The 24,774-nt window shown below is 65.0% G+C and carries 19 protein-coding genes; 7 read left to right on the top strand and 12 right to left on the bottom strand.

All coding sequences use genetic code 11. The annotated features are described in order from the left end of the window. Positions 1-71 precede the first annotated feature (71 nt). Positions 72-1,079, top strand: a complete 1,008-nt coding sequence (locus G3N59_RS01785) for a GlxA family transcriptional regulator (protein ID WP_205981067.1) — start codon at positions 72-74, stop codon at positions 1,077-1,079. Positions 1,080-1,095: 16 nt separating this feature from the next. On the opposite strand, the gene G3N59_RS01790 is transcribed toward G3N59_RS01785, so the two are convergent. After that, complete coding sequence (locus G3N59_RS01790; RefSeq protein WP_241023115.1) at positions 1,096-2,190, bottom strand: GlxA family transcriptional regulator; 1,095 nt, start codon at positions 2,188-2,190, stop codon at positions 1,096-1,098. 254 nt (positions 2,191-2,444) lie between these two features. Between G3N59_RS01790 and G3N59_RS01795 the strand changes: the two genes are divergently transcribed. Then, entirely contained in the window at positions 2,445-2,696 is a 252-nt protein-coding gene (locus tag G3N59_RS01795; protein WP_205980762.1) for a hypothetical protein, read from the top strand. A 40-nt stretch (positions 2,697-2,736) separates the two neighbouring features. Here G3N59_RS01795 and purU read toward each other — a convergent pair whose 3' ends face one another. The 3 genes from purU to G3N59_RS01810 all read right to left on the bottom strand — a co-directional run bounded on the left by purU (position 2,737) and on the right by G3N59_RS01810 (position 8,440). Next, a complete protein-coding gene (purU, locus tag G3N59_RS01800; protein WP_205980768.1) occupies positions 2,737-3,627 on the bottom strand; it encodes a formyltetrahydrofolate deformylase in 891 nt (296 codons plus the stop codon). 224 nt (positions 3,628-3,851) lie between these two features. Then, on the bottom strand, positions 3,852-7,790 hold the full coding sequence (locus tag G3N59_RS01805; RefSeq protein ID WP_241023116.1) for an ATP-binding protein: 3,939 nt from the start codon (positions 7,788-7,790) through the stop codon (positions 3,852-3,854). A gap of 125 nt (positions 7,791-7,915) precedes the next feature. Continuing rightward, positions 7,916-8,440 carry a hypothetical protein gene (locus G3N59_RS01810; RefSeq protein ID WP_205980770.1) on the bottom strand — a complete coding sequence of 175 codons (525 nt, stop codon included), beginning with the start codon at positions 8,438-8,440 and terminating at the stop codon, positions 7,916-7,918. Between the two features lie 182 nt (positions 8,441-8,622). Between G3N59_RS01810 and G3N59_RS01815 the strand changes: the two genes are divergently transcribed. After that, positions 8,623-8,826 (top strand): hypothetical protein, encoded by a 204-nt coding sequence (locus G3N59_RS01815; protein ID WP_205980771.1) that lies wholly within the window; start codon positions 8,623-8,625, stop codon positions 8,824-8,826. A 106-nt stretch (positions 8,827-8,932) separates the two neighbouring features. On the opposite strand, the gene G3N59_RS01820 is transcribed toward G3N59_RS01815, so the two are convergent. The 4 genes from G3N59_RS01820 to G3N59_RS01835 are packed head-to-tail and all read right to left on the bottom strand — an operon-like array spanning position 8,933 to position 15,181. Beyond that, positions 8,933-10,084, bottom strand: a complete 1,152-nt coding sequence (locus G3N59_RS01820) for a hybrid sensor histidine kinase/response regulator (RefSeq protein WP_205980772.1) — start codon at positions 10,082-10,084, stop codon at positions 8,933-8,935. Positions 10,085-10,100: 16 nt separating this feature from the next. Further along, the gene (locus G3N59_RS01825) at positions 10,101-10,730 is read right to left on the bottom strand and encodes a chemotaxis protein CheB (protein ID WP_205980773.1); all 630 of its coding nucleotides are present in this window, start codon (positions 10,728-10,730) and stop codon (positions 10,101-10,103) included. A 19-nt stretch (positions 10,731-10,749) separates the two neighbouring features. Further along, complete coding sequence (locus tag G3N59_RS01830) at positions 10,750-11,610, bottom strand: CheR family methyltransferase (RefSeq protein WP_205980776.1); 861 nt, start codon at positions 11,608-11,610, stop codon at positions 10,750-10,752. Positions 11,611-11,626: 16 nt separating this feature from the next. Continuing rightward, a complete protein-coding gene (locus tag G3N59_RS01835; protein WP_205980780.1) occupies positions 11,627-15,181 on the bottom strand; it encodes a response regulator in 3,555 nt (1,184 codons plus the stop codon). Between the two features lie 281 nt (positions 15,182-15,462). On the opposite strand from G3N59_RS01835, the gene G3N59_RS01840 reads away from it, so the two are divergent. Both G3N59_RS01840 and G3N59_RS01845 read left to right on the top strand, forming a co-directional pair. Continuing rightward, positions 15,463-17,388: a KUP/HAK/KT family potassium transporter gene (locus G3N59_RS01840; RefSeq protein ID WP_241023117.1), complete on the top strand. Its 1,926-nt coding sequence runs from the start codon at positions 15,463-15,465 to the stop codon at positions 17,386-17,388. A gap of 60 nt (positions 17,389-17,448) precedes the next feature. Continuing rightward, entirely contained in the window at positions 17,449-18,270 is an 822-nt protein-coding gene (locus tag G3N59_RS01845) for a CHAD domain-containing protein (RefSeq protein WP_205980783.1), read from the top strand. Between the two features lie 23 nt (positions 18,271-18,293). Here the strand turns inward: G3N59_RS01845 and G3N59_RS01850 are convergent, their stop codons facing one another. Genes G3N59_RS01850 through G3N59_RS01860 form a run of 3 tightly spaced genes read right to left on the bottom strand, consistent with a single transcriptional unit; the run spans position 18,294 to position 22,646 of the window. Further along, positions 18,294-19,892, bottom strand: a complete 1,599-nt coding sequence (locus G3N59_RS01850) for an efflux transporter outer membrane subunit (RefSeq protein WP_205980784.1) — start codon at positions 19,890-19,892, stop codon at positions 18,294-18,296. A gap of 1 nt (position 19,893) precedes the next feature. Further along, entirely contained in the window at positions 19,894-21,486 is a 1,593-nt protein-coding gene (locus G3N59_RS01855) for a DHA2 family efflux MFS transporter permease subunit (protein ID WP_205980791.1), read from the bottom strand. Positions 21,487-21,494: 8 nt separating this feature from the next. Further along, positions 21,495-22,646, bottom strand: coding sequence for an HlyD family secretion protein (locus G3N59_RS01860; RefSeq protein WP_205980792.1), 1,152 nt, complete (start codon positions 22,644-22,646; stop codon positions 21,495-21,497). A 246-nt stretch (positions 22,647-22,892) separates the two neighbouring features. Between G3N59_RS01860 and G3N59_RS01865 the strand changes: the two genes are divergently transcribed. Beyond that, on the top strand, positions 22,893-23,201 hold the full coding sequence (locus tag G3N59_RS01865; protein ID WP_205980793.1) for a chemotaxis protein: 309 nt from the start codon (positions 22,893-22,895) through the stop codon (positions 23,199-23,201). A 57-nt stretch (positions 23,202-23,258) separates the two neighbouring features. Further along, the gene (locus tag G3N59_RS01870) at positions 23,259-23,660 is read left to right on the top strand and encodes a lysozyme inhibitor LprI family protein (protein ID WP_205980795.1); all 402 of its coding nucleotides are present in this window, start codon (positions 23,259-23,261) and stop codon (positions 23,658-23,660) included. A gap of 29 nt (positions 23,661-23,689) precedes the next feature. On the opposite strand, the gene G3N59_RS01875 is transcribed toward G3N59_RS01870, so the two are convergent. Next, positions 23,690-24,745, bottom strand: coding sequence for a methyl-accepting chemotaxis protein (locus G3N59_RS01875; RefSeq protein WP_205980796.1), 1,056 nt, complete (start codon positions 24,743-24,745; stop codon positions 23,690-23,692). Positions 24,746-24,774: the final 29 nt, after the last annotated feature.

Raw genomic sequence — 24,774 nt, forward strand, 5'->3', positions numbered from 1 at the left:
GCGCCGGCCCGGCGCGCTCGAACCGTTTCCTGCTCAGGGAGCGCAATGTGACTATCGACATGGCTGCGGGCATGGCCCACGACATCGCCGAGGCGGAACCCTCTCTTATCTCGGCATCGTCGCAAGCATCGTCTTTCAGGCATTTCGGTTTCCTTACTTTGCCGCACTTCTCGATGATCGCGTTTTCGAGCGCGGTGGAAGTGTTGCGCATGGCCAATTACGTCGGCAATGGTGAGCATTATCGCTGGTCGATTTTCTCGCTCGACGGTCAGCCTGCGCGCGCCAGCAATGGCATTACCGTGCGGCCGACACAGGCGCTCGACGTGGACAATTTGCCCGATGTGCTGATTGTCTGCGGCGGCATTCGTATTCGCGATGTCGTCGATGAACGCGTGCGCGCAGCGCTGGTGAAGATCGCGCGCAGCGGCAAGCCACTGGGCGGTATCTGCACGGGTGCGTATGCGCTGATGTCGAGCGGGTTGCTCGACGGTTATCGTTGCGCGGTGCATTGGGAAAGTCTTTCGGCGCTGCACGAGGAGTTTCCGCGCGTGCGTTTCGCCGATGAACTCTTCGTGGTCGATCGCGACCGTTTGACCTGCACGGGCGGCACCGCGCCGCTCGATCTGATGCTCGATCTCGTGAGCGCGCGACTGGGGCCGCCGCTGGCCGCGAAAGTCTCCGAGCAATTCATTCTCGAACGTATTCGCAGCGCCAGCGATCTACAGCCGATTCCCGTCGATGCGCGCGTGGGTTTTTCGCGCGCGGAACTCGTGGAAGTGGTGCGCCTGATGGAAGCGAATGTGAAAGAGCCGCTTTCGCTGGAAGAACTGGCGCGCCTCGTGCGGCTTTCGCAACGGCATTTGCAGCGCATGTTCAAGGCGTATTTGAATATCTCGCCAGCGCATTATTATCTGACGCTGCGGCTCAAACGCGCGCGTGAATTGCTGCGCACGACCGATATGTCGGTTGCGCATATCACCACGCATTGCGGCTTCAATTCGCCTTGCCATTTCAGCAAGGCGTATCGCGTGCAGTTCGGTCATGCGCCCAGTTCCGAGCGGCGGGCCGGGCGCGCTTGAAGACTCGCCAGACGACTCAATCGTGATCGACTTCCAGCGGCGTTTGCTCAACGGCCGCGCCGTTGCGCATGAAGTCGTCGAACGATTCGAGGCGCATGTCTTCCTGGCCGCTGCGCTGCTCGCGGAACATCATCGGCGGCACGCCAAACTGTTTGCGGAATTCGCGGCCCAGATGCGAGGCATCGGAGAAACCGCAGCTCGATGCGATATCGGCGACGGTTCGATCCGAACTGGTCAGCAGCCACGCCGCCGTGCGCAGGCGCAGGCCATTGGCGAACGCGCGCGGGCTCTTGCCGGTTTCGGCCTTGAATAGCCGTTCGAGCTGACGCGGAGAAAGATTGAGTTTGCACGCCAGTTCTTCGAGCGGCACGTTGCGCCCCACATGCTGCTCCATCAGCAGGATCGCGCGCTTGACCTTGGGATGCGTGGCCGGATCGAGCCCGGGCGGATGCGGCTGCGGCGCGTTGCCTTTCTGCATTTCGCCCACCAGCAGGATGCGCAAGGCTTTCTGCACGGTTGCGTGATCGAAGTGGCGCAGCAAAATGGCGGCCGCCACGTCGATCGACGCGCGCCCGCCCGAACAGGTAATACGGCGGCGGTCGATCACGAACAGGCGATCGGCGACCAGCATATCGGCGTTGACGTTCGGAAAGCGCTCGATGAAATCCCAGTAGTGGAACCAGCTCACGCAGACGCGATGCTCGTCGAGCACGCCCGCGCGCATCAGCGTGAATGCACCCGTGCAGATGCCCACCAGCGTGGCGCCGCCGCGTGCCGCGTTGCGGATGAAGCGCAGCGTTTCCTCGTTCGCCTGCGGGCCGGAATGCAGCAGACCGCCCACCACGACGACGTAATCGAATTCGCCGGCATCCGCAAAGGTTTCCCACGGCGCGATCTGGATGCCGCAACTCGCGCGCACCGGCGCGAGCGTTTCGCCGACGATGCGCCACGAGCAGCGCACGGGTTTGCTGTAATCGCCATCGTCGGCGGACAGACGCAGCATGTCCACGAAGCCCGAAAAGGCGGTGAGCGTGAAGTTCGGCAGCAGCACGATGCCGAAGCGGATGCGATCCTCGGTCTGGTCGGCGGGCGGAAGCGGTTCGGCGTGCATGTTCATGTGTCGATACAGCGGCTCAGGGAAGCGGAACGTACGCGCACGGGTTCTGGCGCAAAGGGCGATGCCCGCAGGGCAAGCGTCGCCGATCCGGCGCGCGCGCACTTGTCATTTTGCGCCATTTACCATCGCGAATGCGCACCGCGGCGCGGCGGTTCCTGCTCGATGCCGCGCGCGTTCTATCGGCGCGGTGTCGGCGTGAGCGATGCTCAGGCTATCGAACACTGCCCGCAGCCGATCACCCCGCCAGTATGCGCCCCCAGACCGTCGAACTCTCCGAACGCGCTGCCTCGGGCGATGCGCAGGCCGCGCTTGCGTTGCTGGAGTTGAGCATGGCGCGCGGGCATCGGCGGATTGCCTTGCTGCGCTATCTGCATGCGCAATATCTGAGCGCGCCTTTGCAGGCGCACCATCACGACTATGTGCAGCGGATCGCGCAGCGTCTGAGCGCAGAAACGCTCGCGGGCCTCGCAGCGGAGGCCCGGCGCAGACGCGGGGTTTGACGTTAGCTAATTAATGGTGCGCAGGCGCGCCGTTTAGCCCTTACAGCACGACCGTCCGCGCACCGTTGATAAACACGCGATGCTCCAGCACCGCCTTGAGCGCGCGCGCGAGCGTCACGCATTCGAGATCGCGCCCGACCGCCAGCAGCCGCTCCGGGCCAAAGGCATGGTCGACGCGCTGCACTTCCTGCTCGATGATCGGGCCTTCGTCGAGATCGGCGGTCACGAAATGCGCGGTCGCGCCAATCAGCTTGACGCCGCGAGCGTGGGCCTGATGGTACGGCCGCGCGCCCTTGAAGCCGGGCAGGAACGAGTGGTGGATGTTGATCGCGCGTCCGGCGAGTTTTGCGCTCGTGGCATCGGAAAGAATCTGCATGTAGCGCGCGAGCACCACCAGTTCCGCGCCGCTGCTCTCGACCAGACCCAGCAACTGCGCTTCCTGCTGGTCGCGCGTCTGCGCGTTCACGGGCAGATGATGGAACGGCAGGCGATGCTGCTGCGCGATGGATTCGAAATCCGGGTGATTCGAGACGATGCCCGCGATCTCCATCTCCAGTTCGCCCATGCGCCAGCGGAACAGCAGATCGTTCAGGCAATGTTCGAGCTTCGAGACGAGCAGCAGCACCTTGGGCCGGCGGCGCAGATCGTGAATCGCCCAGTCCATGCCGTGCTTGCGGCCGGTGGGCGCGAAGTCGTCGCGCATGGCGGCGAGGTCGAGTTTCGTGGCGGCATCCTGAGCGCCGTTTTGCGTGTCCGCGTGGAAGACGCAGCGCAGGAAGAAGCGGGCGCTTTCGGCATCGTCGAAAACGGTCAGTTCGTCGATATAGCAGCGATGGCGGTCGAGAAAGCCCGCGACGGCGGCCACCTGGCCCGCCGCGCTCGGACAGGACAGGGTGAGGGCGTAGGCGTGATTTGCTTCGGGCGCGGACATGCGGTTCTCCTGGTGTCGTCGTGGCCGCGCGGCGGGGTGAGGGCGTCGAAGCTGCGCGGGATGACTGGCACGGTACGGGAGCCGCCGGGGCGGTGCATAGAACGTTCGCGCTATGTTGCCGGTATGGGCACGCCACGCGGTCCGGCGCGGCGGATTTACGACGATTCCGGTCGGGGCGCGACGAGTGGGTTTGGCGGCTTACTCGGGCCGCTTATTTGGCTGGCTTATTTGGCCCGCTTCCCTACCGCCTCCATCAACAAGCGGTGCAGCGCCCGCATATCCACGGGTTTGACCAGATGAAAGTCGATCCCGGCTTCCTTCGAGCGCCGCCGGTCCTCATCCTGCCCCCAGCCCGTCAAGGCGATCAGCACGAGATCCGCGCTTTCTGGATGCGCGCGCACGCGCCGCGCCACTTCGTAACCGTCCATGCCCGGCATGCCGATATCGAGCAGCACCACATCGGGCTGCCAGGTCTCGATCATCGTCAGCGCGGCGGGTCCGTCGCGCACGATCCGCACATCGGCGCCGAGCAGTTCGAGCAGCACGCCGAGGCTATCGGCGGCGTCGCGGTTATCGTCGACGATCAGAATGCTGCGGCCGATCAGCGTATCGGCGGGCAGCGCGGGCCGTTCGTCGCGCGAATCGCCGTGCGGCGCGGCGGCCATCGGCAGGCGCACGACGAATTCGCTGCCGCGACCGGGCCCCTCGCTTCTGGCCTCGACCGTGCCGCCGTGCAACTCCACCAGACTGCGCACCAGCGTCAGGCCGATGCCGAGCCCGCCCTGGGCGCGGCTATACGTGCGTTCGGCGCGCTCGCCCTGGATGAACAGGTCGAACACCTTCGGCAGCATGGCCGCCGCAATGCCCACGCCGTTATCGCGGATCGACACCACGGCTTCGAGACTTTCGTTGCAGGACGCCGTGAGCCAGATCTGCCCGCCCGGATCGGTGTATTTCGCGGCGTTATTGAGCAGATTCGCGACGATCTGCGCGAGCCGCACCGGGTCCGCGTGGAGCGTCAGCGGCTCGGGCGGCAGGCTCACCGTGAGCTGGTGCCCGGCGGCGTCGATCTGCGCACGGCTCGTGTCGATCGCCTGGCGCAGCACCTTGCCGAGTTCGACCGCTTCCCGGCGTAGCTCGATCTTGCCGCCCGTGATGCGCGACACCTCCATCAGATCGTCGACGAGACGCACCATATGGTCGAGCTGGCGTTCGAGCATGTCGTGGGTGCGCTGCGCGGCGGCGCTGCCGGCATCGGCGAGGCGCAGGATGTGCAGGCCGTTGCGGATCGGCGCGAGCGGGTTGCGCAGTTCGTGCGCGAGCGTGGCGAGAAATTCGTCCTTGCGGCGGTCGGCTTCGCGCAGCGCCTGTTCGGCCGATTTGAGTTGCGTCACGTCCTGCACGACGACGCAGGCGCCCACCACGCGGCCCGCGCCGTCGCGCAACGGCGCGGCGCTCGAACGCATCCAGTGCGGCTCGCCGGTGGTTTCGGTGAAGCGCATCTCCAGGCCCGGCATGACGGTCTCGCCGCGCAACGCACGCGTGCCGGGCCAGTTTTCGGGCGCAACCGGGTTGCCCCGTGCGTCCCAGGCGCGCCAGTAAGGGATCTGGTCGACCTGCATCGACGGAATGCCTTGCGGCATCCAGCGCTTCATCACCGTGTTGCTGAGCGTCCAGTTGCCGGACATATCCATCACGCCGACGCCCGCCGGCAACTGTTCGATGATGGTCCGCAGGCGCTTTTCGCTGGCGCGTAGCGTGTCGTTGACCAGTTCGCGCTGGCGCGCCAGCATCAGATGCGCGTCCACGCGCGCCAGCAGTTCGCGCGCGGAAAACGGCTTGACGAGGTAATCGTCGGCGCCGGCCTGCATGCCTTCGATGCGCGCTTCCTCGCCCGCTCGCGCGGACAGCAGGATCACCGGGATCGCGCGCGTCTGCGCGTCGGCGCGCAGGCTGCGCAGCAGCGCAAAGCCGTCGAGGCCCGGCATCATCACATCGGCGAGCACCAGTGCGGGCGGGGCGCGGCGCACGCTGGTCAGCGCCGCCGCGCCGTCCTGCACGGCTTCCACGTCGTAGAGCGGCGCGAGCAGGCGCTCGACGTAGCGGCGCATATCGGCGTTGTCGTCGGCCCAGACGATGCGCGCGCGCTGGGCGGCCTGGGCGATGCCCGCCGGACGCAAGGCCGCGTGCAGTTGCACCGCGTCGATGGCGCCGGGCAGCAGCGTGGGCGTTGTTGCTGGCGGCTGGGTTGATGGTTGGGTCGGCGATTGGGTCGGCGATGCCTGAGCCGCTTCGGCGGGCAGCCAGCTCAGAACTTCTTCGGCGTACTGGCGCGTGGAGGCCGGGGTTGCCGGAGCCGGCGGCATTGGCGTGACTTCTGACGGGTTGACATGCCCGGGCGCCAGATGAGCGTGGCCTTTGGGGATCGTCACCGTGAAGGTGCTGCCCACGCCCGGCGTGCTGTCGACGCTGACCGATCCGCCATGCTGCCTGACCAGTTCCAGCACCAGCGCGAGGCCGATGCCCGTGCCTTCGTGCGTGCGGGCGCGCGCGCCTTCGATACGATGAAAGCGCTCGAAGATATGCGGCAATTGCGCTTCGACGATGCCGGTGCCCGTGTCGCGCACCGCGAGTTCGACCGTTTGCCCGGCATCGCGCAGTTTCACTTCGATCTCGCCGTCGAGCGTGAACTTGAAGGCGTTCGACATCAGGTTGAGCACGATCTTCTCGTACATGTCGTGATCGACGTAGACCGGTTCGGCGAGCAAGGGGCAATCGACCGTCAGCTGCATGCCCGCGCTCTCGATCGCCGAGCGGAACACGCTGGCGAGGTCCGTCGTGAAGCGGGCGAGGTCGGTGGGCGCGAAGCTTGCGCGCACTCGGCCCGCTTCGATACGCGAGAAGTCGAGCAGCGAATTGACGAGCTTTTGCAGACGCAGCGCGTTGCGATGAAGCATCTCGACGCGCTCGCGCGGCCACGTCATGGCCGCCGCAGCGTTTGCGGCCGCGGCGGCTTCCGAGAGCGCATCTTCGAGCGGCCCGAGGATCAGCGTGAGCGGGGTGCGAAACTCGTGGCTCACGTTCGAGAAGAACGCGGTCTTGGCGAGGTCGATTTCGGCGAGCGCTTCGGCGCGGCGGCGTTCCTGCTCGTAGGCGAGCGCGTTCGCGACCGCCGATCCGGTCTGCCCGGCCACCAGATCGAGAAAGGTGCCGTAGGCGCGGTCGAGCGGGCGGCGCGGGCTCAGGCCCAGCACGATCAGCCCGCAGATGCTGGCGTCGCCGCCCCAGCGCAGCGGCAGGATGCGCGCCGCCACGGCGGCCTCCGACCACGCGCCGCCGGGCGCCGCGAGCGCGCGCGCGGTCAGATCGACATCGACTTCATGGCCGGTGTGGAGAACGTCGGCGAGCGGCCAGGCGGCGGCGTCGTGTGCGGCGGTGGCGGTGTCGAGGCCTGTCGAGGCCAGCAGTTCGAAGCGGGTGTCGCCGATATCCGCGCCCTCGCTGGCGTGGCAGCGATACACGATGGCAAACGGCACGTCGTAGCGGTTCTGCGCCAGCACGCCGGTCACGTGCTCGCAGGCGGCGACGATGCCCGTAGTGTCCGGCGCGCGCACGCCCAGCATGCGCAGCGTTTCCAGCCGGCGCGCGCTGACGACGCGCTCGGTGGTTTCGGTGCACGGGCAGAACACGCCTTCGACGGTGTGCCCGTCCGCCGCGAGGATCGGGCCATAGGTGAAGGTGACGTAGACCTCTTCGCGCGGCAGGTCGCGATCGAAGAAATACTGGCCGTCGTCGGACCAGATGGCTTTGCCTTTGCGCGTGACGCCTTCGAGCATCGGCCCGATGCTGGGCCAGATTTCGCTCCAGCAGTCGCGCCCGGACTGGCCGAGCGCGTGCGGATGCTTGCTGGTGCCGAGAAAGGGAATGTAAGCGTCGTTGTAAAGAATGCGATAGTCGCTGCCCCACCAGATCACGATGGGAAAGCGCGAACTCAGGCACAGGCTCAGCGCGGAGCGCAGGCTCGGCGACCATTGTTCGGGGCCGCCCAGCGCCGTTCCTGTCCAGTCGAGCGAGCGCACGCGCCGGGCCATTTCGCCGTGTTCCGGCAGAAAGCCGAAGCGGGCGTCAGGCTCCGAGGCGCGCGTTTTCGTGCCTTCTTTCATTGATTGTTCTCGCGATCTGTTCTTGCAGATCGCATAGCACTTAGCGCTCCCAGGGCTTCCGGCGTGCGGGCACGCCGCAGCGCGCCATGCTGGCGGATGGCGCGTAAAAGCTTGTCAGAGGCTGCTCAGAAGCCGTGCCGCACGGTCAGGGTCGCGCCGGAATCGTGCGAGTGCAGCACGGCCACGCGCGCCGTGCCCGAGAACACCCAGTCGTTGACGGTCAGCGAGAGCCGGCGTTGCGGCTGCGCGCCGAGCACGGTGTTCGAGGTCGGCAACTGGACGATGGAAATCTGCGGCGCCGTGGACGTGCCGGTATCGAGGAATTGCGCCGTGGGCTTGGCCGGAGCCGCGCCCGCGCCTGGCGCGGCGTTTTTCGTGTAGGTGTAGGTATGCCCGAGATCGGCGCTGTAGTACTGGTCCATCTGCGCGAAAAAGGGTTTGGCCTGGCTGGCCTGCGCTTGCATCTCGTAGTGGAACAGGTAGCCCTGGGGCTCGGGGATGGTGGTCGTGACGACCTCGACCGGCAGCGCCGGCGCGATATTGGCGACGGTGATCGCCTCGGGCACGTCGGACGCGGGACCGCCCGCGTACGCATAGCCGCCCAGCGTGAGCAGGACGGCACCGACCATTCTTTCGTTCAGGCACGTCATGGGCATGCCTCCTAGAAGAAGGAATCGAAACGTCACACGACCGATGATTACGTCTGAACAAGCGCTTGATGCAGTGCGCCGGTGCGGTATCGCAGGCACCCAATCATTGTAGTCAGGGAATCGATTCGTGCCATCGGAATGTGTGCGCTGTCCAGCATGTTCTGGACGACGAACGATGGCGAATGGATGAAGCAGCTATGGTGGAGCCGTCAGGTAAGGCAATGGAAGGAAAAATGAAATCGATGACAAAACAACCTGACGGCTGCATTCGCGACGTATTTTCAGTCACGCTTTTAACAAGTGCTTATTCAAAAAGCGCGCATTATCAAACGTTATGGACTCGGAATAAAACGCCGGGCTTGTGTGGCGTGGCACACAGACAGTGAGACAGTGCACGATGGCGCGCAATGGAAACGTGAATGAATCGCCAATGAAGCAAGCGGGCGAGGGCACGCGAATTGCGCCGCCCTCGCCGCGTGTTTGCGAGCCGCGTCAGAACAACGCGACGTCGCCCGGTTGCGCCCCCGGTTGCGGCCGGCGGGGTAACCGGATGGTGAACACGGTGCCTTCGGCTTCGTTCGAGATCACGTTGACGTCGCCGCCATGCGTGCGTGCGATCAGCCGCACGATATGCAGGCCAAGACCCAGTCCCGAGCCCTGACGTTCGGCGCGCGTGGCGGTGCTGAACGCGCCGAACAGCAGCGGCATCACATCGGCGGGAATCGCGCCCAGGTTGGCCACGGTCACCAGCACTTCGCCGGGCGACTCGCCGTTTGCGCGCACGCGCACGGGCGCGTGTGCCTCGCCATGCGTGAGCGCGTTGTTGACGAGGTTGGCCACCGCCTGCGCCACGAGATCCGAATCCCACTGGCCGGCCAGATCGCCGTGTGCTTCGAACACGAGACGGCTATCGGCGAGCGTGGCCGTGTTCGCCGCGAACTCTTCGATCACCGCCTGGCAAAGCGTGTCGAGCTGCACGTGCGAGCGCCGCAGCGGCAGGCGTCCGCCTTGCAGGCGCGCGAGATTGAGCAACTGCTCGACCATGCGCGTCATGCGCCGCCCGCAATGTTCGATGCGCCGTCCAACGGCCGTGGTCTTTTCGTCGGTCGAGGCGCGCATCAGATATTCCGCCGAACTCATCACGGCCGACAGCGGCGTGCGCAGATCGTGGCTGAGCACCGCCATCAGCATTTCGTTGGCTTCGAGCATTTGCCGCGTGGCGGCGAGCTGTTCGGCGAGCTGGCGCTTTTGCAGTTCGAGCTGCACGAAAATGCCCACCTTCGATTGCACGATGCGCGGCTCGATGGGCTTGTAGAGAAAGTCCACCGCGCCGGCTTCGTAGCCCTGGAAGGTGCGGATCGCGTCCTGCGAGGTGGCCGTGAGGAAGATGATCGGCACATGCGAGGTGCGCGGGCTGCCGCGGATCAGCGAGGCCAGTTCGAAGCCGCTCATGCCCGGCATGTTGACGTCGAGAATGGCGACGGCGACGTCGTGTTCGAGCAGCAGTTCGAGCGCCTCGACCCCCGAGCGGGCCACGAGCAGCCGCACTTCGGGCCGCGCGAGCAGGGCCGCGAGCGCGGTGAGGTTGTGCTCGATGTCGTCGACGATCAGCACATTGACGATGGGCATATTGATGCTGTTCATTAAGGTCAATCCAGGATCAAGCCAGATTCAGCCCCGGCCACGCGGCAAGCCGCGCGCCGAGAGTGGCAGGGGTCATCGTTTCATCGGCGGCGCCCAGCGCGATGGCCGCTTCGGGCATCTGCGGCGCGCTGGCGGTGGCGGGCGTCTGCACCCAGGCCGTGCCGCCCGCCGCGCGGATCGCAGCGAGCCCGCGCGCGCCGTCGTCGTTGGCGCCCGACAGCAGCACGCCCAGCAGGCGCGAGCCGTAAGCGTCGGCGGCGGATTCCATCAGCACGTCGATCGACGGGCGCGAATAACGCACCGGGCCGCCGATCGACAGCGCGATGCAGGCCTGCGCGTCCACCAGCATGTGGTAGTCGGGCGGCGCGATATAGACGCGACCGGCGACGATCGGCTCGCCCGCGTCCGGTTCGCTGACCGGCAGCGCGCAGCGGTCCGATAAGGCGCGCACGAGAAAGCTCGGCGTGGCGGGCGGCAGATGCAGCACGATCAGCACGGCCGCGCCGAAACGTGCGGGCAGCATCGGCAGGATCTGGCCGAGCACCTCCACGCCGCCCGCCGACGCGCCAATCACGACGGCGTCGAACGGGCCAGCGGCCGGTGTTGTCCCGTGTGCTGGCGGACAGGCGGTTGGTTGAGCGGACATGATGGTCTGGCTATGCGGTTCAGCGCTTCTGGTAAATGCGTTCGGCGGCGCGGAACTCGTCGAAGGCTTCGTGGCGTTGCGAAAAACGCAGATTCTCCTTGCTGCCGAGTCCCAGAAAGCCGCGCCGCACCAGCGCGCGTTCGAACAGGCCGATCGCGCGGTCCTGCAGCGGGCGGTCGAAATAGATCAGCACGTTGCGGCACGACACCAGATGCGCTTCGAGAAAGACTTCGTCGGTGGCGAGGCTGTGATCGGCGAACACCACGCGTTCCTTGAGCGTGCTCGACAACCGCGCGCCGTTATAGGCCGCGTGATAGTAATCGGACAGCGTGCGCCGCCCGCCGGCCGCGAGGTAGTTCTGGCTGAAGCCCGCGAAGCGGTCGACCGGATAGATCGCCGATTCCGCGCGCTCCAGCGCCTGCGGGCTGATATCGGTGGCGTAGAAGATCGTGCGTTCGGCGAGGCCTTCCTCTTCGAACAGGATCTTCAACGACCACAACTCTTCGCCCGAACTGCAGCCCGCCACCCAGACCTTGAGCGAGGGATAGGTCTGCAGCACCGGCAACACGTGCTGGCGCAGCGCGAGGAAGTATTCCGGGTCGCGGAACATGTCGCTCACCTGGATCGTCATGTAGCCGAACAGGCGCGAAAAATCGTCGGGGTTGCGCAGCACGCGGTCCTGCAACTGGCTCAGCGACGCCACGCCGAAATCGCGCCGCGCTTCTTCGAGGCGGCGGCGCAGCGAAGGCAGCGAATAGTGCCGGAAATCGTGCTGATAGCGCAGGTAGATCGCTTCCAGCAGCAGGCGCAATTCGATGTCGAAGACGCTGGGCGCCGGTTTCGCGGCGCCCTCGGGCGTAGGGAGATTCGGTTCGGTCATGGGGTTCGGTGACGCATTACTTGCGCAGCCAGACGCGGCACAGCGAGACCAGCTTGTCCACGTCGATGGGTTTGGAAACGTAGTCGTCGGCGCCCGCTTCGAGGCAGCGCTGGCGGTCGTCGGCCATCGCCTTGGCGGTCAGCGCGATCACCGGCAGACGCGCGACGTGCGCGAAACGCGGGTCGCCGCGCAGCGCGCGCATGGCGGCAAGGCCGTCCATCTCCGGCATCATCACGTCCATCAGCACGAGATCGACGCGCTCCTGGCCGCCCAGCATGTCCAGCGCTTCGCGGCCGTTGCGCGCGATCAGCAGCTTCGCACCCAGCGGTTCGATCACGTGCGAGAGCGCGAAGATGTTGCGCACGTCGTCTTCGGCCAGCAGGATGGTCTTGCCTTCGAAGGTGTCGTCGCGCTGGCGCACCGCGCGCAGCATGCGCTGCTGCTCCGGCGCGAGTTGCGATTCCACGCTATGCAGGAACAACGTGACTTCGTCGAGCAGACGTTCGGGCGAGCGCGCGCCCTTGATGATGATCGATTTCGAGTAGCGGCGCAGGCGTTGTTCGTCGTCGTCGGAGAGCATGCGGCCGGTGTAGACGATCACCGGCAGCGGCGCCACGCCCGCTTCGCCCGCGAGCGTTTCGAGCAGGTCGTAGCCGGTGCCGTCGGGCAGCGTGAGGTCGGTGACGATGCAATCGAAGGTGCCTTGCGCGATTTGCGCGTGAGCGTCCGCGAGCGTGCCCACGGCGACGATTTCCACGCCATCGCCCACCAGCAGCGCGCGGATGCTTTCGCGCATCGCGTAGTCGTCCTCGATCACCAGCACGCGTTTGACGCGCTGTTCGAGCCGCGATTCGAGGCGGCGGATCGCCGCTTCCAGCGTGCTGCGCGCCGTGGGCTTGAGCGTGTAGCCGATCGCGCCCAGATGCAGCGCCTTGTCGGCGTGATCGGTGGCGGAGACGATATGCACGGGAATATGGCGCGTGAGCGGATCGCTCTTGAGCCATTCGAGCACCGATAGACCCGAACGGTCGGGCAGGCCCACGTCGAGCAGCACGGCCACGGGCGCTTCGTCCTTGACCATGGCGAAGCCGGTGGCGGCGTCGGCGGCGTGCAGGAAGTCGAATTTGAGTTCGTGCACGAGGTCGCGCAGGATTTCGGCGAAGGACAGATCGTCTTCGATCACGAGAATCGCGCGGTTGCCGTGGCTGCGCTGCGCGCGGTCGTCGTCGATGGAAGCGGCATGCACGGCGAGCGCGCTGGCGGCCACGATGGCCTGACCGGCGCGCGCATCGGCGTTGAGCGTGAGGGTGTCGGCGGAATCGGCGGCTGTGGCGGGCGTATTCTGCGCACGGCTCTTCACGGCAGCCACGTTCGCGAGACTGGCGATGGTCGCGGCGCTTTCTTCCTGCGCGAGCTTTGCCGCCGCCGTGCTGTCGAGCGGCAGCCAGAGCGTGAACACGCTGCCCACGCCCGGCTCGCTCGCGACACCGATGCGCCCGCCCAGCAGGCGCGACAGTTCACGCGAAATCGACAGTCCCAGACCGCTGCCGCCATATTGACGGCTGGTCGAGCCATCGGCCTGCTGGAACGCTTCGAAGATCATGTCCAGCTTGTCTTCGGCGATGCCGATGCCGGTGTCGCGCACGTCGAAGCGCAGGACGTTGGCATCGACCGGCGAAACCGTCAGCGACACTTCGCCTTGCGCCGTGAATTTCAGCGCGTTCGACATCAGGTTGCGCAGGATCTGCTGCACGCGCTGGCCGTCGGTGGTGAGCGCGTCCGGCACGCCGGGCAGGCGGTCGATGGTGAGCGCCACGTGTTTCTCGCGCGCGAGCGGCGCGAAGATTTCGTGCAGCGAGGCCGTCATTTCGTCGAGCTTGACGGTTTCGAGCGTGAGTTGAACCTGGCCCGCTTCGACTTTCGACAGATCGAGAATGTCGTTGATGAGCGCGAGCAAATCGGTGTTCGACGCGTGAATCGTGGACGCGTAGCGCACCTGTTCTTCGCTGAGATTGCCGGTGCGATTCTGCTGCAACAGCTTCGCGAGAATCAGCGAGCTATTGAGCGGCGTGCGCAACTCGTGCGACATGTTGGCGAGGAATTCCGACTTGTAGCGGCTCGATTGCGCGAGGCGTTCGGCGTTGCGCGTGAGTTCGCCCTGGGCGCGTTCGAGTTCGTTCTTCTGCGTTTCGAGGCGGCGTGCGTATTCTTCGAGTTGCACGTTGGTCTGTTCGAGTTCGACCTGTTGCGCTTCCAGACGCGTCTGCGAATCCATCAGCGCGCGGCCGCGTTCTTCGAGGCCTTCGTTGGCCACGCGCAGTTCTTCCTGCTGCACCTGCAATTCGTGATTCAGTTGCTGTGCGTCGCCGTAGGCGAGTTGCAGGCGCTCGCGCGAATTCGCGGCTTCCACCAGATCGCCCATCGTGCCGGCCACGCGCGTGAGGAATTCGGTGTCGCGCGGCAGCAGCGCGCGCATGAAGGCGAGTTCCACCACGCCGTTGATCTGGCCGCTGGCGTCGATCGGCGAAATCAGCAGCGAGGCGGGCGTGGCCGAGCCCAAACCTGATTCCACCTTCAGATAGCCGGCCGGCGCTTCGCGCAACTCGATCACGCGGCGCGAAGCGGCGGCCTGGCCCACCAGCGTCTGGCCGTTTTGCAACATCGGCACGTTGTAGCCGCTTTCCTCGCCGAAGCCGAAGGTCGCCACGCGGCGCAGCGAGGCATCGTGCGAATCGCGCACGTAGAGCGTGGCGACGCTCGCGCTCAGATAACCGGCCAGACAGTCGAGCATCGCGCCGCCCACTTCCGCGAGCGCTTCCTTGCCCATGCCGCTTTCGGCCAGCAGACGCTGGCCCGAGCGCAGCCATACCTGTTCCGCGAGCGCTTCGGCCTGTTCGGCCTGGCTGCGCAGCGCGCCGTCGTAGGTGTTGGAGAGCGCGGTCATTTCGCGGCGGCCGAGCCACGCGAGCAGGCCGTTCACCAGCACCGTGAGCGCGAGAAAGACGGCCACGGTGATGATAGTCAGGCCGCGCGCCGCCGTCGTGCGCTCCTGGCGCAGGCGTTGTTCTTCGGCGAGAAAGTCGGCGAAATCGCGGCGGATCGCATCGGCATTGGCCTGGCCGTTGTCGTTCTGCACCACGGCGAGCACGCTGTCGTGCGAGCGCCGCAGCCGCACGGCTTCGCTGGCGGTTTTGTCCCATTGCTGCGCGAGCGCGAGGATGCGCTTGAGACGTTCGATCTGCGGCGGGTTATCGGCGACCAGGTTCGAAAGACTGCCCACCTGCGCTTCGAAACGCGGACGGCCCACCTCGAACGGCGCGAGCACGCGCTCGTCGCCGTCGAGCAGGAAGCCGCGCAGGCTCGATTCGCGGTCGGCCTGCACGCGCAGCAGTTCGTAGGCTTCGCCGATCACGCGCTCGGAGTGTTCGGCCCAGTTCATCGTCGAGACGAGATAGGCGATCAGCGCGACAAAAGCCACGGCGGTCGCCACGCCCGCAAGCAGCGGCAGCGCGACGTTTCTTTGAATGATGCGTTTGAAGCGCAGCGGGTCGATCGCATTCAGGGCAGGCATTTTTTTCCGATTCTTTCCGATGGTTCGTAGGCCGATATAGCCAGGGCGGGAATATCGACCGGTTTTTCACGCCATATCAACCACATGGCGCGCCCTCTATGGGGCAAAAGCAGGGCAAAAAGGGTGAAATCGATGCAGATGCAATCATACAAAAAGGAGGCGGATTGCGCGCACGCGACTTGCGGGGCAAAGAGGCCTGACCCACCGATCAGCGAGCCGTCGTCATGCTTCGTGAACGCGCAGGTGTTTCGTCGCGAGTTTCGCCACGAGTTTCGTCCGCATTGCAGGCAAAAAGCGCGGGCGACGATAAAGCCGCTGCCTCCGATACCGCGAAGCCGGGCCGCAGTGCGCTGGCGATCGGCGCATTGGGCGTGGTGTTCGGCGATATCGGCACGAGCCCGATCTACGCGCTGCGCGAAGCCGTGCTCACGGCGCACTCGCGCGCCGAACCCGTGGTCATGGGCGTGCTCTCGATGATTCTCTGGGCCGTGGCGGTGGTGGTCGTGCTCAAGTACGCGTGTTTCGTCATGCGCGCCGATAACGAGGGCGAAGGCGGCATCGTCGCGCTGACTGCGCTGGTGCGCGCCGGCTCCGCGCGCGCGGGACGCCGCGCGCCGCGCGTCTTGCTGCTGGCGGGCCTCGCAGGCGCCGCAATGTTCTACGGCGATTCGATGATTACGCCCGCGATTTCCGTTTTGTCCGCTGTGGAAGGGCTGCACGAAATCGACCCGCGTTTCGGCGCGGCGGTGCTGCCAGTTTCGCTGGCGATTCTGGTCGCGCTGTTTATGTTTCAGCGGCGCGGCAGCGATGTGGTGGGGCGCACGTTCGGGCCGGTCATGGCGCTCTGGTTCCTGAGCCTCGCTGCCGTGGGCATCTATCGTATTGCGCTGTATCCGCGCGTGCTGGAGGCGGCTTCGCCGCTTTGGGCGCTCGATCTGGCGGTATCGCATCCGGGCATGGCCTTCACCGTGCTGGCCGCCGTGATCCTCGCGTTGACGGGCGCCGAAGCGCTTTACGCCGATATCGGCCACTTCGGCAAGCGCGCCATTCGTCTGGCGTTTTTCGCGGTCGTGCTGCCCGCCATCGTGCTGGGCTATTTCGGCCAGGCCGCGACGATCCTCTCCGATCCACAGGGCGCGGATCAGCCGTTCTTCCGCTCGGTGCCGCATTGGGCGCTGGTGCCTGCCGTGGGCATCGCCATGCTGGCGACCGTGATCGCCTCGCAGGCCGTGATTTCCGGGGCTTTTTCGATGACGAGCCAGGCCATCGAGCTTGGCTTTCTGCCGCGCATGCGCACGGTCGAGACCTCGCGTGTGCGGCGTGGTCAGGTTTATGTGCCTGCCGTGAACTTCACGCTGCTGGTGGCCGTGCTGTTTCTCGTGCTGTTCTTCCGCAGCTCGGCGCGGCTGACTTCCGCGTATGGGCTGGCGGTGGCGCTCACGATGCTCACCACGTCGCTGCAGATGCTGGCCGTGTGCCGCACGGTCTGGGGCTGGCCGCGTATTGTCACGGCGCTGGTGTGCGTGCCGTTGCTGCTGATCGACGGCCTGCTGCTGGCGGCGAACGTGCCCAAGATTCCGACCGGCGGCTGGTTCCCGGTATTGATCGGCATCTTGCTGTGTCTGACGATGACGACATGGAACCGTGGCCGCGAACTCGCCGCGCGTCATGCCGCCAAGGGCGAATCGCTCGACGGCTTCCTGCGCGAGGCGTGTCGCGGCGATATCGCGCGCGTGCCCGGCACGGCGGTTTATCCGGGCAATGTGCCGGGTCGCGTGCCGGCCGCGCTCGCGAGCAATGTGCGCCATAACCACGTGCTGCACGCGACGACCATCGTGTTCGCGAATGTCTCCGAATCCGCACCGCAAGCCGACGATAAAACGCGTATCGAAGTGCGCGAGCTGGGCGGCGGCTGTTACGAGGTGATCGCGCATCACGGCTTTGTCGAGCGGCCCAATCTGCCGAATCTGCTGGCGATGCTGGGCGATCGTCGGGCTAATCGTCTGGACAATTGGCGTTTCGATCCCGCGCACACGACGTTCTATCTGCCGCGCGATGAAGTGCTGCACGGGCACGCGGTACACGGCATGAGCGCGTGGCGCGCGCGGCTGTTTGCGTTCATGTCGCTGCATGCTTCGTCGAGTGCGGAGTATTACGGCTTGCAGGCCGAACATGTGGTCGAACTGGGCGTGCAGGTGGCTTTGTGAGTGCGGCAAGGCACGCGCCATGCGCGCAAGCCGCGCACGGCGGCACGCAAGGAGACGACCATGAAGCCCGATAAGCGCAAGAAGATCCCACCCCGGCACGACGCGCAGGCGCGCTTCGCCAGTTACGCGAAGCCGCTCGTGGAAGAAGCGTTGCAACGCGGCGCGCATCTGGAGCGTGGCGCGGAAAATCTGCACAAGCTGCGGGTGGCCTTGCGGCGGTTGCGCACCTTGCTCTGGATCTGGCAGCCGCTGCTTGCGCGCGAGATGGCGGCGCTCGAACGCGGCTACCTCAAGCGCGTGGGCGCAGCGGCGGGCGCGGCGCGGGACTGGGATATCGTGGCAGAGCGCCTGGCTAATCTCGACGTCGACCGCGCGCGTTTGAACGCGGCGCGTAGCAGCGCATTCGAAAGCGCTTGCGAGACACTGAGCGCCGCCGATCTGCATCACGCACTGCGCGAGATGCTGCACAAGGTCAATCACGCGCTCAACACGGCGCGGCGGCGCACGTCGATCGAGCTTCTTGCCAGCGAGCGCGTGCGTGACGCCCGCCGCGGCCTGAAAAAGCGTGTGCGCCGCGCCAGCAAGGCTGAAAAAGGCGATTACGCCGCGTGGCACGACGTCCGCAAGGCGGCCAAGAAACTCCGTTATACGCTGGAGTTTCTCGCGCCGATGCTGTCGCGTCGCGATACAAAACGATTGAAGCCGCTGAAGCGTTTGCAGAAACGATTCGGAAACCTGAATGATGCGGTCACCGTCGAGCGGCTGGTGCAAGACCATCGGGAGATTTTCAAGGACGATGCGAGCGCCGATCAATCGCTCGGCGTTTTGAAGCGTGAACGCAAGCGGTGTCAACGGCGCGCGGCCAGATTGATCGATGCTTGATGGCGTGCGCATGCTGCGGCGCTTCAATGCGAAGCAGCGGCGGAAGCGCCGGAAGCGGCGGACGAGGCGAGCGGGCCCGCATCGTCCCAACCGCCGCCCAGCGCCTTGTAAAGCGACACCAGATCCGTGCAGACCTGCAGCTTTTGTTGCTGGGCGCTTTGCTGTGCCGTGCTCACCTGACGCTCAGCATCGAGCACGTTGATGAACGACACGATGCCCTTGCGATAACTGTCGCGCGCGAGCCCATACGCGCGTTGCTGATCCGCGACGCTTTCGTCCAGCGAATTCAGGCGTGCCTGATCGGTGCGATAGACCACCAGCGCATTGTTCACGTCACGCAACGCGCCTAGCACGGTCTTGCGATAGTCGAGCGCGGCTTCCTGCTCCTGAAGCTTCGAGAGCCGCAGATTCGACACCAGCGCGCCGCCCTGGAAGATCGGCAGCGATACACTCGGCCCCCACGACCAGAACAGGCTCGCCCAGTGCGCGAGATCGCGCGGTGTGGTTGCGCGCGTGCCCGCCTGCGCGGAGAGCGAGATATCGGGGTAGAACTGCGCGACCGCCACGCCCACATTCGCGGTGGCCGCGTGCAAGGACGCTTCGGCGCGGCGAATATCGGGGCGGCGCCGCGCGAGCGTCGCGGGCAGGCCGACCGGCACGCTGGGCGGCGTACCGGGCAATGCGCCCGCTGGCGATAGCTCGGCGTCCAGCGCGCCCGGCATCTGGCCCGTTAGCACGGCGAGCGCGTTGAGCGCCTGCGCGATCTGCTGGTCGTATTGCGGCAGCAACGCTTCGGTCTGCGCGCGCTGCGCCTGCGAACGTTCGACATCGAGCTGGCTTTCGAGCCCGTGTTTCGCGGCATTTTGCGCAAGTTCGACGACTTCGTGCTGCTGCTCGATCAGCGCGACGGCGGTGGCGCGCAACATCTGCGCGCCGCGCAACTGCAAATAGGTTTCGGCGACTTCGGCTTCGAGCGAGACTTGTGCGTCGTGTTGCGATTCGATGGCGGCGTCGGTTTGCGCGTTTGCGGCTTCGACCGAGCGGCGCACGCGGCCGAACAGGTCGAGTTCCCATGAAGCGTCGAAGCCCGCCTGCCAGAGACTGATTGGCTTGGTGAGTTCGTCGAGTGCGCCTTGCGCGCCGCGTTCGACAGCGGCGCCCGCGCCCGGCGCGAGCGTATTGATCGGCGAATCCGGCGCGCCGAGCGAATCGACCTTGTTATAGACGCCCGCCGATTCGAGAATGCCTTTGGCGCCGAGTTGTTCGCGCTCGTAGCTCGCGCTCGCGCGCACATTGGGCAGCCCTTGCGAGGCGGCTTGCTGAGTCTGCGCGCGGGCCTCGGCGATACGCACGACGGCAATGCGCAGATCGGGATTGCCATGCACGGCGCGCGCGATCAGCGTATCCATAACGGGATCGTGGAAGCTTTGCCACCAGCGCGGGTCGGGGTCCGATTCGACGGAGGGATTCGAGCTGGCTTGCGTATCCGCGGGCTGCGTTTGCAGAGCGTTCCAGCTGGCAGGCGCGTTTGCCTCAGGCGGTTTGAAATCCGGCCCAACGGTGCAGGCAGACATAGCGGCTGCAAGTATGTTCATCGAAATGATACGGAGTACCAGGCGCATTTCAATGCCCTCCCGCTCCGCCCGAAGCCTTCACGGGCGAAAACAGCAGCGCGAATGGCGCAAAGATCGCGCAATAAACCGCGAGTATTCCGAACACGTCGATATAGGCGAGAATTGTCGCCTGCGAAACAAAGGTTTCGTACAAGTGCCCAGTGGCCGTTTGCAACGCCTGCGCAAGCGGCACGCCGGTGCTGTCCATCACGGTCTGCGCATTGCGCGCGAGCGTGTCCTGATAGTTCTGCGAGAACGGCGACATATGGCCGGAAAGATGTGCCATCCACGCCTGCGAGCGCTCCCGGATCAGCGCCGTCGAAACCGAAATGCCAATCGAACCGGCCACGTTGCGGAACATCGTAAAGAGCGCGGAGGCATCGTTGTTCAGCGCTCTGGGCACGGTGAGGTAGGCGAGTGTGGTTACCGGCACGAACAGGAAGCCAATCGCCATCGACTGCGCGCTGCGCAGTTTTACCAGCGTCATATAGTCGACATTGGGCGTGAGAATGCGTGCATAAATCAATGCGACGGCCAGCAGAATAAAGCCGGTCATGATGATGAGGCGCGTCTGCACATAAGGCATCAGTTTGCTGATGATGGGGATTTCCATCGTCACCAGCAGCGCGCCTGGCGAGAGCACGAGGCCCGCGAGCGTGGCCGTATAACCCAACTGCTGCTGTGCGAGTTGCGGCACGATCACGGCGCTGCCGTAAAGCACGGTGGCAAAGCCGCCGATCATCACGCAGCCGAGCGCGAAATTGCGGTCGCGCAGGCAGCGCAGGTCCACGACCGGATGCTTCGCATAGAGCAGGCGGAACACCGCGCCCACCATGCCCAGCGCGGCCAGCACCGCGAAGGTCACGATAAAGGGCGAGGAAAACCAGTCGTCGTCTTCGCCGCGATCGAGCATCACCTGAAGGCAACCGAGTCCCACCGCGATCAGCGCGATGCCAGGAAAATCGACCTTGCGCCAGTTCATGCGCTGCCTTGTTTCGCGCACGATCCACGGCGGATCTTCGACAAGTTGCATCACCGCGAAAGTTGTGAGCACGCCCACGGGCACGTTGAGCAGGAACACCCAGCGCCACGAAAAATGATCGGTGATCCATCCGCCTAGCGTGGGGCCCATGATCGGCGCGACCACGATCGCGATGGCCGAAATCGAAAACGCGCGGCCGCGCTGGCTGGGATCGAAGGTATCGAGAATGATCGACTGCTGGTTCGGCTGCAGACCGCCGCCGAAAAAGCCTTGCAGCAGGCGAAAAATCACAAGCTGGGCAAGACTCGTTGCCACGCCACACAGGAACGAACAGATTGTGAACGCAACGATACACAGCAGAAAGTAGCGCTTGCGCCCGAGCACGCGGCCAAAGAACGCCGATATCGGCAGCACGATGCCGTTGGCGACCAGATACGAGGTGAGCACCCAGGTGGCTTCGTCGTAGCTTGCGGACATAGTGCCCGCGATATGCGGCAGCGCGACGTTCACGATGGTCGTATCGAGCACTTCCATGAAGGCCGCGAGCGTGACGGCGATGGCAATCAGCCACGGATTGCCTGCGGGACGCCAGTGATGTTGTGGCTGCTTTGCGTCGCTCATCGCCGCGCTCAGTGCGTCAGATATACCGTGGGCACCACCGAAATGCCCAGCGGCAAGGGCCGGTTGGCTGGCAGGCCCGCGTCGATCACGATCTTGACCGGCACGCGCTGCACGATCTTGACGAAATTGCCGGTGGCGTTTTCAGCGGGAAATGCCGAAAAACGCGAGCCGCTGCCCAGCTGGATGCTGTCCACGTGGCCGCGCAGATCGAGCTGCGGATAAGCGTCGATGCTGATTTTCACCTTGTCGCCGGGGCGCATGTGCGTGAGCTGCGATTCCTTGAAATTCGCGGTGATCCACGCCTGCGGCGTGACGATCGAAAAGAGCGAGGTGCCCGCCTGCAGGAAGCTGCCGAACTGCACGTTGCGGCGCGTGATCCAGCCGTCCGATGGCGCGCGCAGATCGCACCACGCCAGATTGAGTTGTGCGGTCTCCAGTTGCGCCTGGGCCTGCGCAACCTGCTGGCGGCGCTGCTCGACGGCAGCCACCGACTGGCGGATCTGCTGCGGCACGAGGCTCGCGGTTCGCAGTTGGGCTTGCGCGCTCAGCACGTCGGCGTGCGAGCTGCGTTGCTGGGCGGTGGCGGTGTCGATGTTCTGCTGCGTGGTGGCGCGCGGATCGACGCCATGCTGACGCGCGTAATCGGCCTGGGCGCGCGCGAAGTTGGCATTGGCCGTTTCGATCTGCGCACGCGCCTGTTCGTACTGCGCCGGATATTGCACACGCGCGATATCGAGCTGCGCCTGCGCGGCCAGCAACTGCGCTTTGGCGAGGCCCAGTTGGGCGTTGGCCTGATCGACTTGTGCCTGATAGTCGCGGCGGTCGATTTCGACCATCAGATCGCCTTTGTGGACGAACACGTTGTCGTTGATATTGAGTTGCGTGACGTAGCCAGAGACCTTGGGCGCGATGGTGATGGCGTTGCCGTCGGTGTAGGCATCGTCGGTGCTGACTTCGTTGCGCGTGGCGAACCACCAGACGAATGCGCCCACCGCAATGATCAGCACGATCAGGCCGAGGATGATGAGCGGCTTTTTGCCGGGGCGTTTGCGGGCGGTTTTACCGTTCTTGTCGTTGTCTTTTGCGCCACGACGCGGTTTGCCGCGATGCGCGCGCGACCATGCGCGGATGCCGCCGGCTGCGTCGCGCTGCTCAGCCATGAGTGCTTCCGCAGGCGCGCACGAATGCACACGATGCAGCCGGAAAAGGGATCGATTTCATGGGCGCTCGATTGAGGACAGGTCTCGACGATGAGCAAAAGCTCATGGTGAGCAGCAAGCGGCGTGCCTTGACAATGGATTTCGGCGCGTGTGGGGGCAAGGCACGGCGACTGCGCAAGGAACGAGTGGATGCGCGCCCCGGGCGCGCGGATTTTGCAACGCAGCACGGTTATGCAGGAGCCCATCATGACCAGCACACTCGATCCCGATAACGACGCCGAATCGGCACAACCCTTGCCGCCGGGCCATGACGCCGAAGCGCTAGGTCCAGGCGATTCATCCGATTCCGGTAGCGATACGGTGGGCGCGAAGCGCCATGAATTCGACCGCGATTCCGATATCGACAATCACGCACTGGAAACCGGCGAAGACGAAGCGAAAAGCGATACGGACAGTCACGGCATGGGTGAACGCGCGTCTGCCGATGGTGACGAAGCCCTGCGCCCCGATAGCGATGTCCTGCCCGATGAGATCAGGCATACGCCGGACTACTAATGTTTCTTTAATGATGGCATAGTCGTGGCACCCTGATCGATGCGGAGTGCCGCTTCCATGCGTCTTAACGTGCTTTGTGCGAGTGTTGTGCTGCTGGCCGTTGCATTGCCGTGCCTGGCCGCCCAGCCCGAGTGTTTAAATAATGCGCCCACGCAGCGGGCGATGGATGAATGCGTCGGCCGCACCATGAAGGCTTCCGATCAACACCTCAATGAGACGTATCGCGCATTGCTCGCGAAAGTGGGTAAAGACGGCGGTGCGCGCTTGCGCAAGGCCCAACGCGCCTGGCTGACATGGCGCGACGCGCAATGCAGTTTCAGCACGATGGGCACGAGCGGCGGCAGTATCAATGCGTCGATGTACGGCCTGTGCATCGACGAACTGACTCAGGAGCAGACGAAACGCCTGGACGCGCAACTGCATTGCAAGGAAGGCGATCTTTCCTGCGGCGGCCAATGACACCAGGCGCGCTTTAATCGTTTAACCCTTTAATCGTGCAGCAAGGGCTTCTGGCAGATCACGCCATACCAGCCCAGGCCGCGATACGTCTCATAGCCTGGCGTGGCCGCAAAAGACACTACGGTGCCATCGAGCGCCTGATAGTAGCCCGTCTTTTTGCCCTCGACCTGAAGGCGAAAGCGTTCGGTGAAAATGCCTTTATCGTCGGAGGCGGCAATCACACGGAACGAAGAATCGACGATCATGCAGCGCGTGCGGCTCCATTCTTCCTCGCTCAAACGCACGCCCTTGACGACCGCACCCGCCTGCGGCGCCCAGTCGAAGAAGATCACGAGCACGCCCAGCACGCGGCCATTGGCGCGGCCGCCTTCGCGAATGGCCGTGGCATAAGTGGCCACCTGGGCATTGCGCAGCGGGGCAAGCGTTTCGACATCGGTGGCGACATAGTCCGCGCCCGATTTCGTTTTCATCGCCGCTTTAAACCACTCGGTTTCGCCCACCTGCTGGCCGCGCACGGGATATTGCGCGTGGCGTCCGCTGGCGATCACCGCGCCGTGTTCGTCGACGACCCAGAGGTCGCGGTACACCGTGTAACTGTCCAGAATCACCGCCAGGCGCTCGGCGGCGTGGGCGGCCGTGGCCGCGGCATCGGCACTGTCGCGCGCCGCGAGACATTCCACCACCGCCGAATCCGTCGCCCACCAGCGCACATCGCAGGACCGCTCATAGAGATTGCGGTCGATCACGTCGATCATGTTGAGTGCGAGATCGGCGCAACGCTGGCCGTCGTGCGAGCGCAGACGGTCGATCATGCTGTCGCCCAGTTGCGTGAGCGTGGAAAGCGAGCCGGCGAGATCCTTGTTCAGGGCCGTCGTGATCTCGGAGATGCGTCGCGATACGTGCTTGACCTGGTTCGCGACCACGGCGAAGCCTTTGCCCGCATCGCCGGCGCGCGCCGCTTCGATCAATGCGTTCAGCGCGAGAAAGGTGGTCTCGCGGTTGATATCGTTGATGTCGCTGATCTTGCTGGTGGCGAGGCGTTTGACTTCGTGGGTGAGATCGACAATGGCTTGCGGATTCGACATGCAGAGTTCCGTTACATGAGTGTGAACAT

Source organism: Paraburkholderia sp. Ac-20340 (genome assembly GCF_017104965.1).
Taxonomy (GTDB): Bacteria; Pseudomonadota; Gammaproteobacteria; order Burkholderiales; family Burkholderiaceae; genus Paraburkholderia.

Excerpts from the sequence above, each read along its gene's own strand:
- G3N59_RS01870 (WP_205980795.1), top strand. The coding sequence starts at position 23,259 with ATGCGTCTTAACGTGCTTTGTGCGAGTGTTGTGCTGCTGGCCGTTGCA.
- G3N59_RS01825 (WP_205980773.1), bottom strand. The coding sequence starts at position 10,730 with ATGTCCGCTCAACCAACCGCCTGTCCGCCAGCACACGGGACAACACCG.
- G3N59_RS01785 (WP_205981067.1), top strand. The coding sequence starts at position 72 with ATGGCCCACGACATCGCCGAGGCGGAACCCTCTCTTATCTCGGCATCG.
- G3N59_RS01860 (WP_205980792.1), bottom strand. The coding sequence starts at position 22,646 with ATGGCTGAGCAGCGCGACGCAGCCGGCGGCATCCGCGCATGGTCGCGC.
- G3N59_RS01810 (WP_205980770.1), bottom strand. The coding sequence starts at position 8,440 with ATGACGTGCCTGAACGAAAGAATGGTCGGTGCCGTCCTGCTCACGCTG.
- G3N59_RS01875 (WP_205980796.1), bottom strand. The coding sequence starts at position 24,745 with ATGTCGAATCCGCAAGCCATTGTCGATCTCACCCACGAAGTCAAACGC.
- G3N59_RS01865 (WP_205980793.1), top strand. The coding sequence starts at position 22,893 with ATGACCAGCACACTCGATCCCGATAACGACGCCGAATCGGCACAACCC.
- G3N59_RS01845 (WP_205980783.1), top strand. The coding sequence starts at position 17,449 with ATGAAGCCCGATAAGCGCAAGAAGATCCCACCCCGGCACGACGCGCAG.
- G3N59_RS01815 (WP_205980771.1), top strand. The coding sequence starts at position 8,623 with ATGGATGAAGCAGCTATGGTGGAGCCGTCAGGTAAGGCAATGGAAGGA.
- G3N59_RS01820 (WP_205980772.1), bottom strand. The coding sequence starts at position 10,084 with ATGAACAGCATCAATATGCCCATCGTCAATGTGCTGATCGTCGACGAC.
- G3N59_RS01850 (WP_205980784.1), bottom strand. The coding sequence starts at position 19,892 with ATGCGCCTGGTACTCCGTATCATTTCGATGAACATACTTGCAGCCGCT.
- G3N59_RS01795 (WP_205980762.1), top strand. The coding sequence starts at position 2,445 with ATGCGCCCCCAGACCGTCGAACTCTCCGAACGCGCTGCCTCGGGCGAT.
- G3N59_RS01830 (WP_205980776.1), bottom strand. The coding sequence starts at position 11,610 with ATGACCGAACCGAATCTCCCTACGCCCGAGGGCGCCGCGAAACCGGCG.
- G3N59_RS01790 (WP_241023115.1), bottom strand. The coding sequence starts at position 2,190 with ATGCACGCCGAACCGCTTCCGCCCGCCGACCAGACCGAGGATCGCATC.
- G3N59_RS01855 (WP_205980791.1), bottom strand. The coding sequence starts at position 21,486 with ATGAGCGACGCAAAGCAGCCACAACATCACTGGCGTCCCGCAGGCAAT.
- G3N59_RS01805 (WP_241023116.1), bottom strand. The coding sequence starts at position 7,790 with ATGAAAGAAGGCACGAAAACGCGCGCCTCGGAGCCTGACGCCCGCTTC.
- purU (WP_205980768.1), bottom strand. The coding sequence starts at position 3,627 with ATGTCCGCGCCCGAAGCAAATCACGCCTACGCCCTCACCCTGTCCTGT.
- G3N59_RS01835 (WP_205980780.1), bottom strand. The coding sequence starts at position 15,181 with ATGCCTGCCCTGAATGCGATCGACCCGCTGCGCTTCAAACGCATCATT.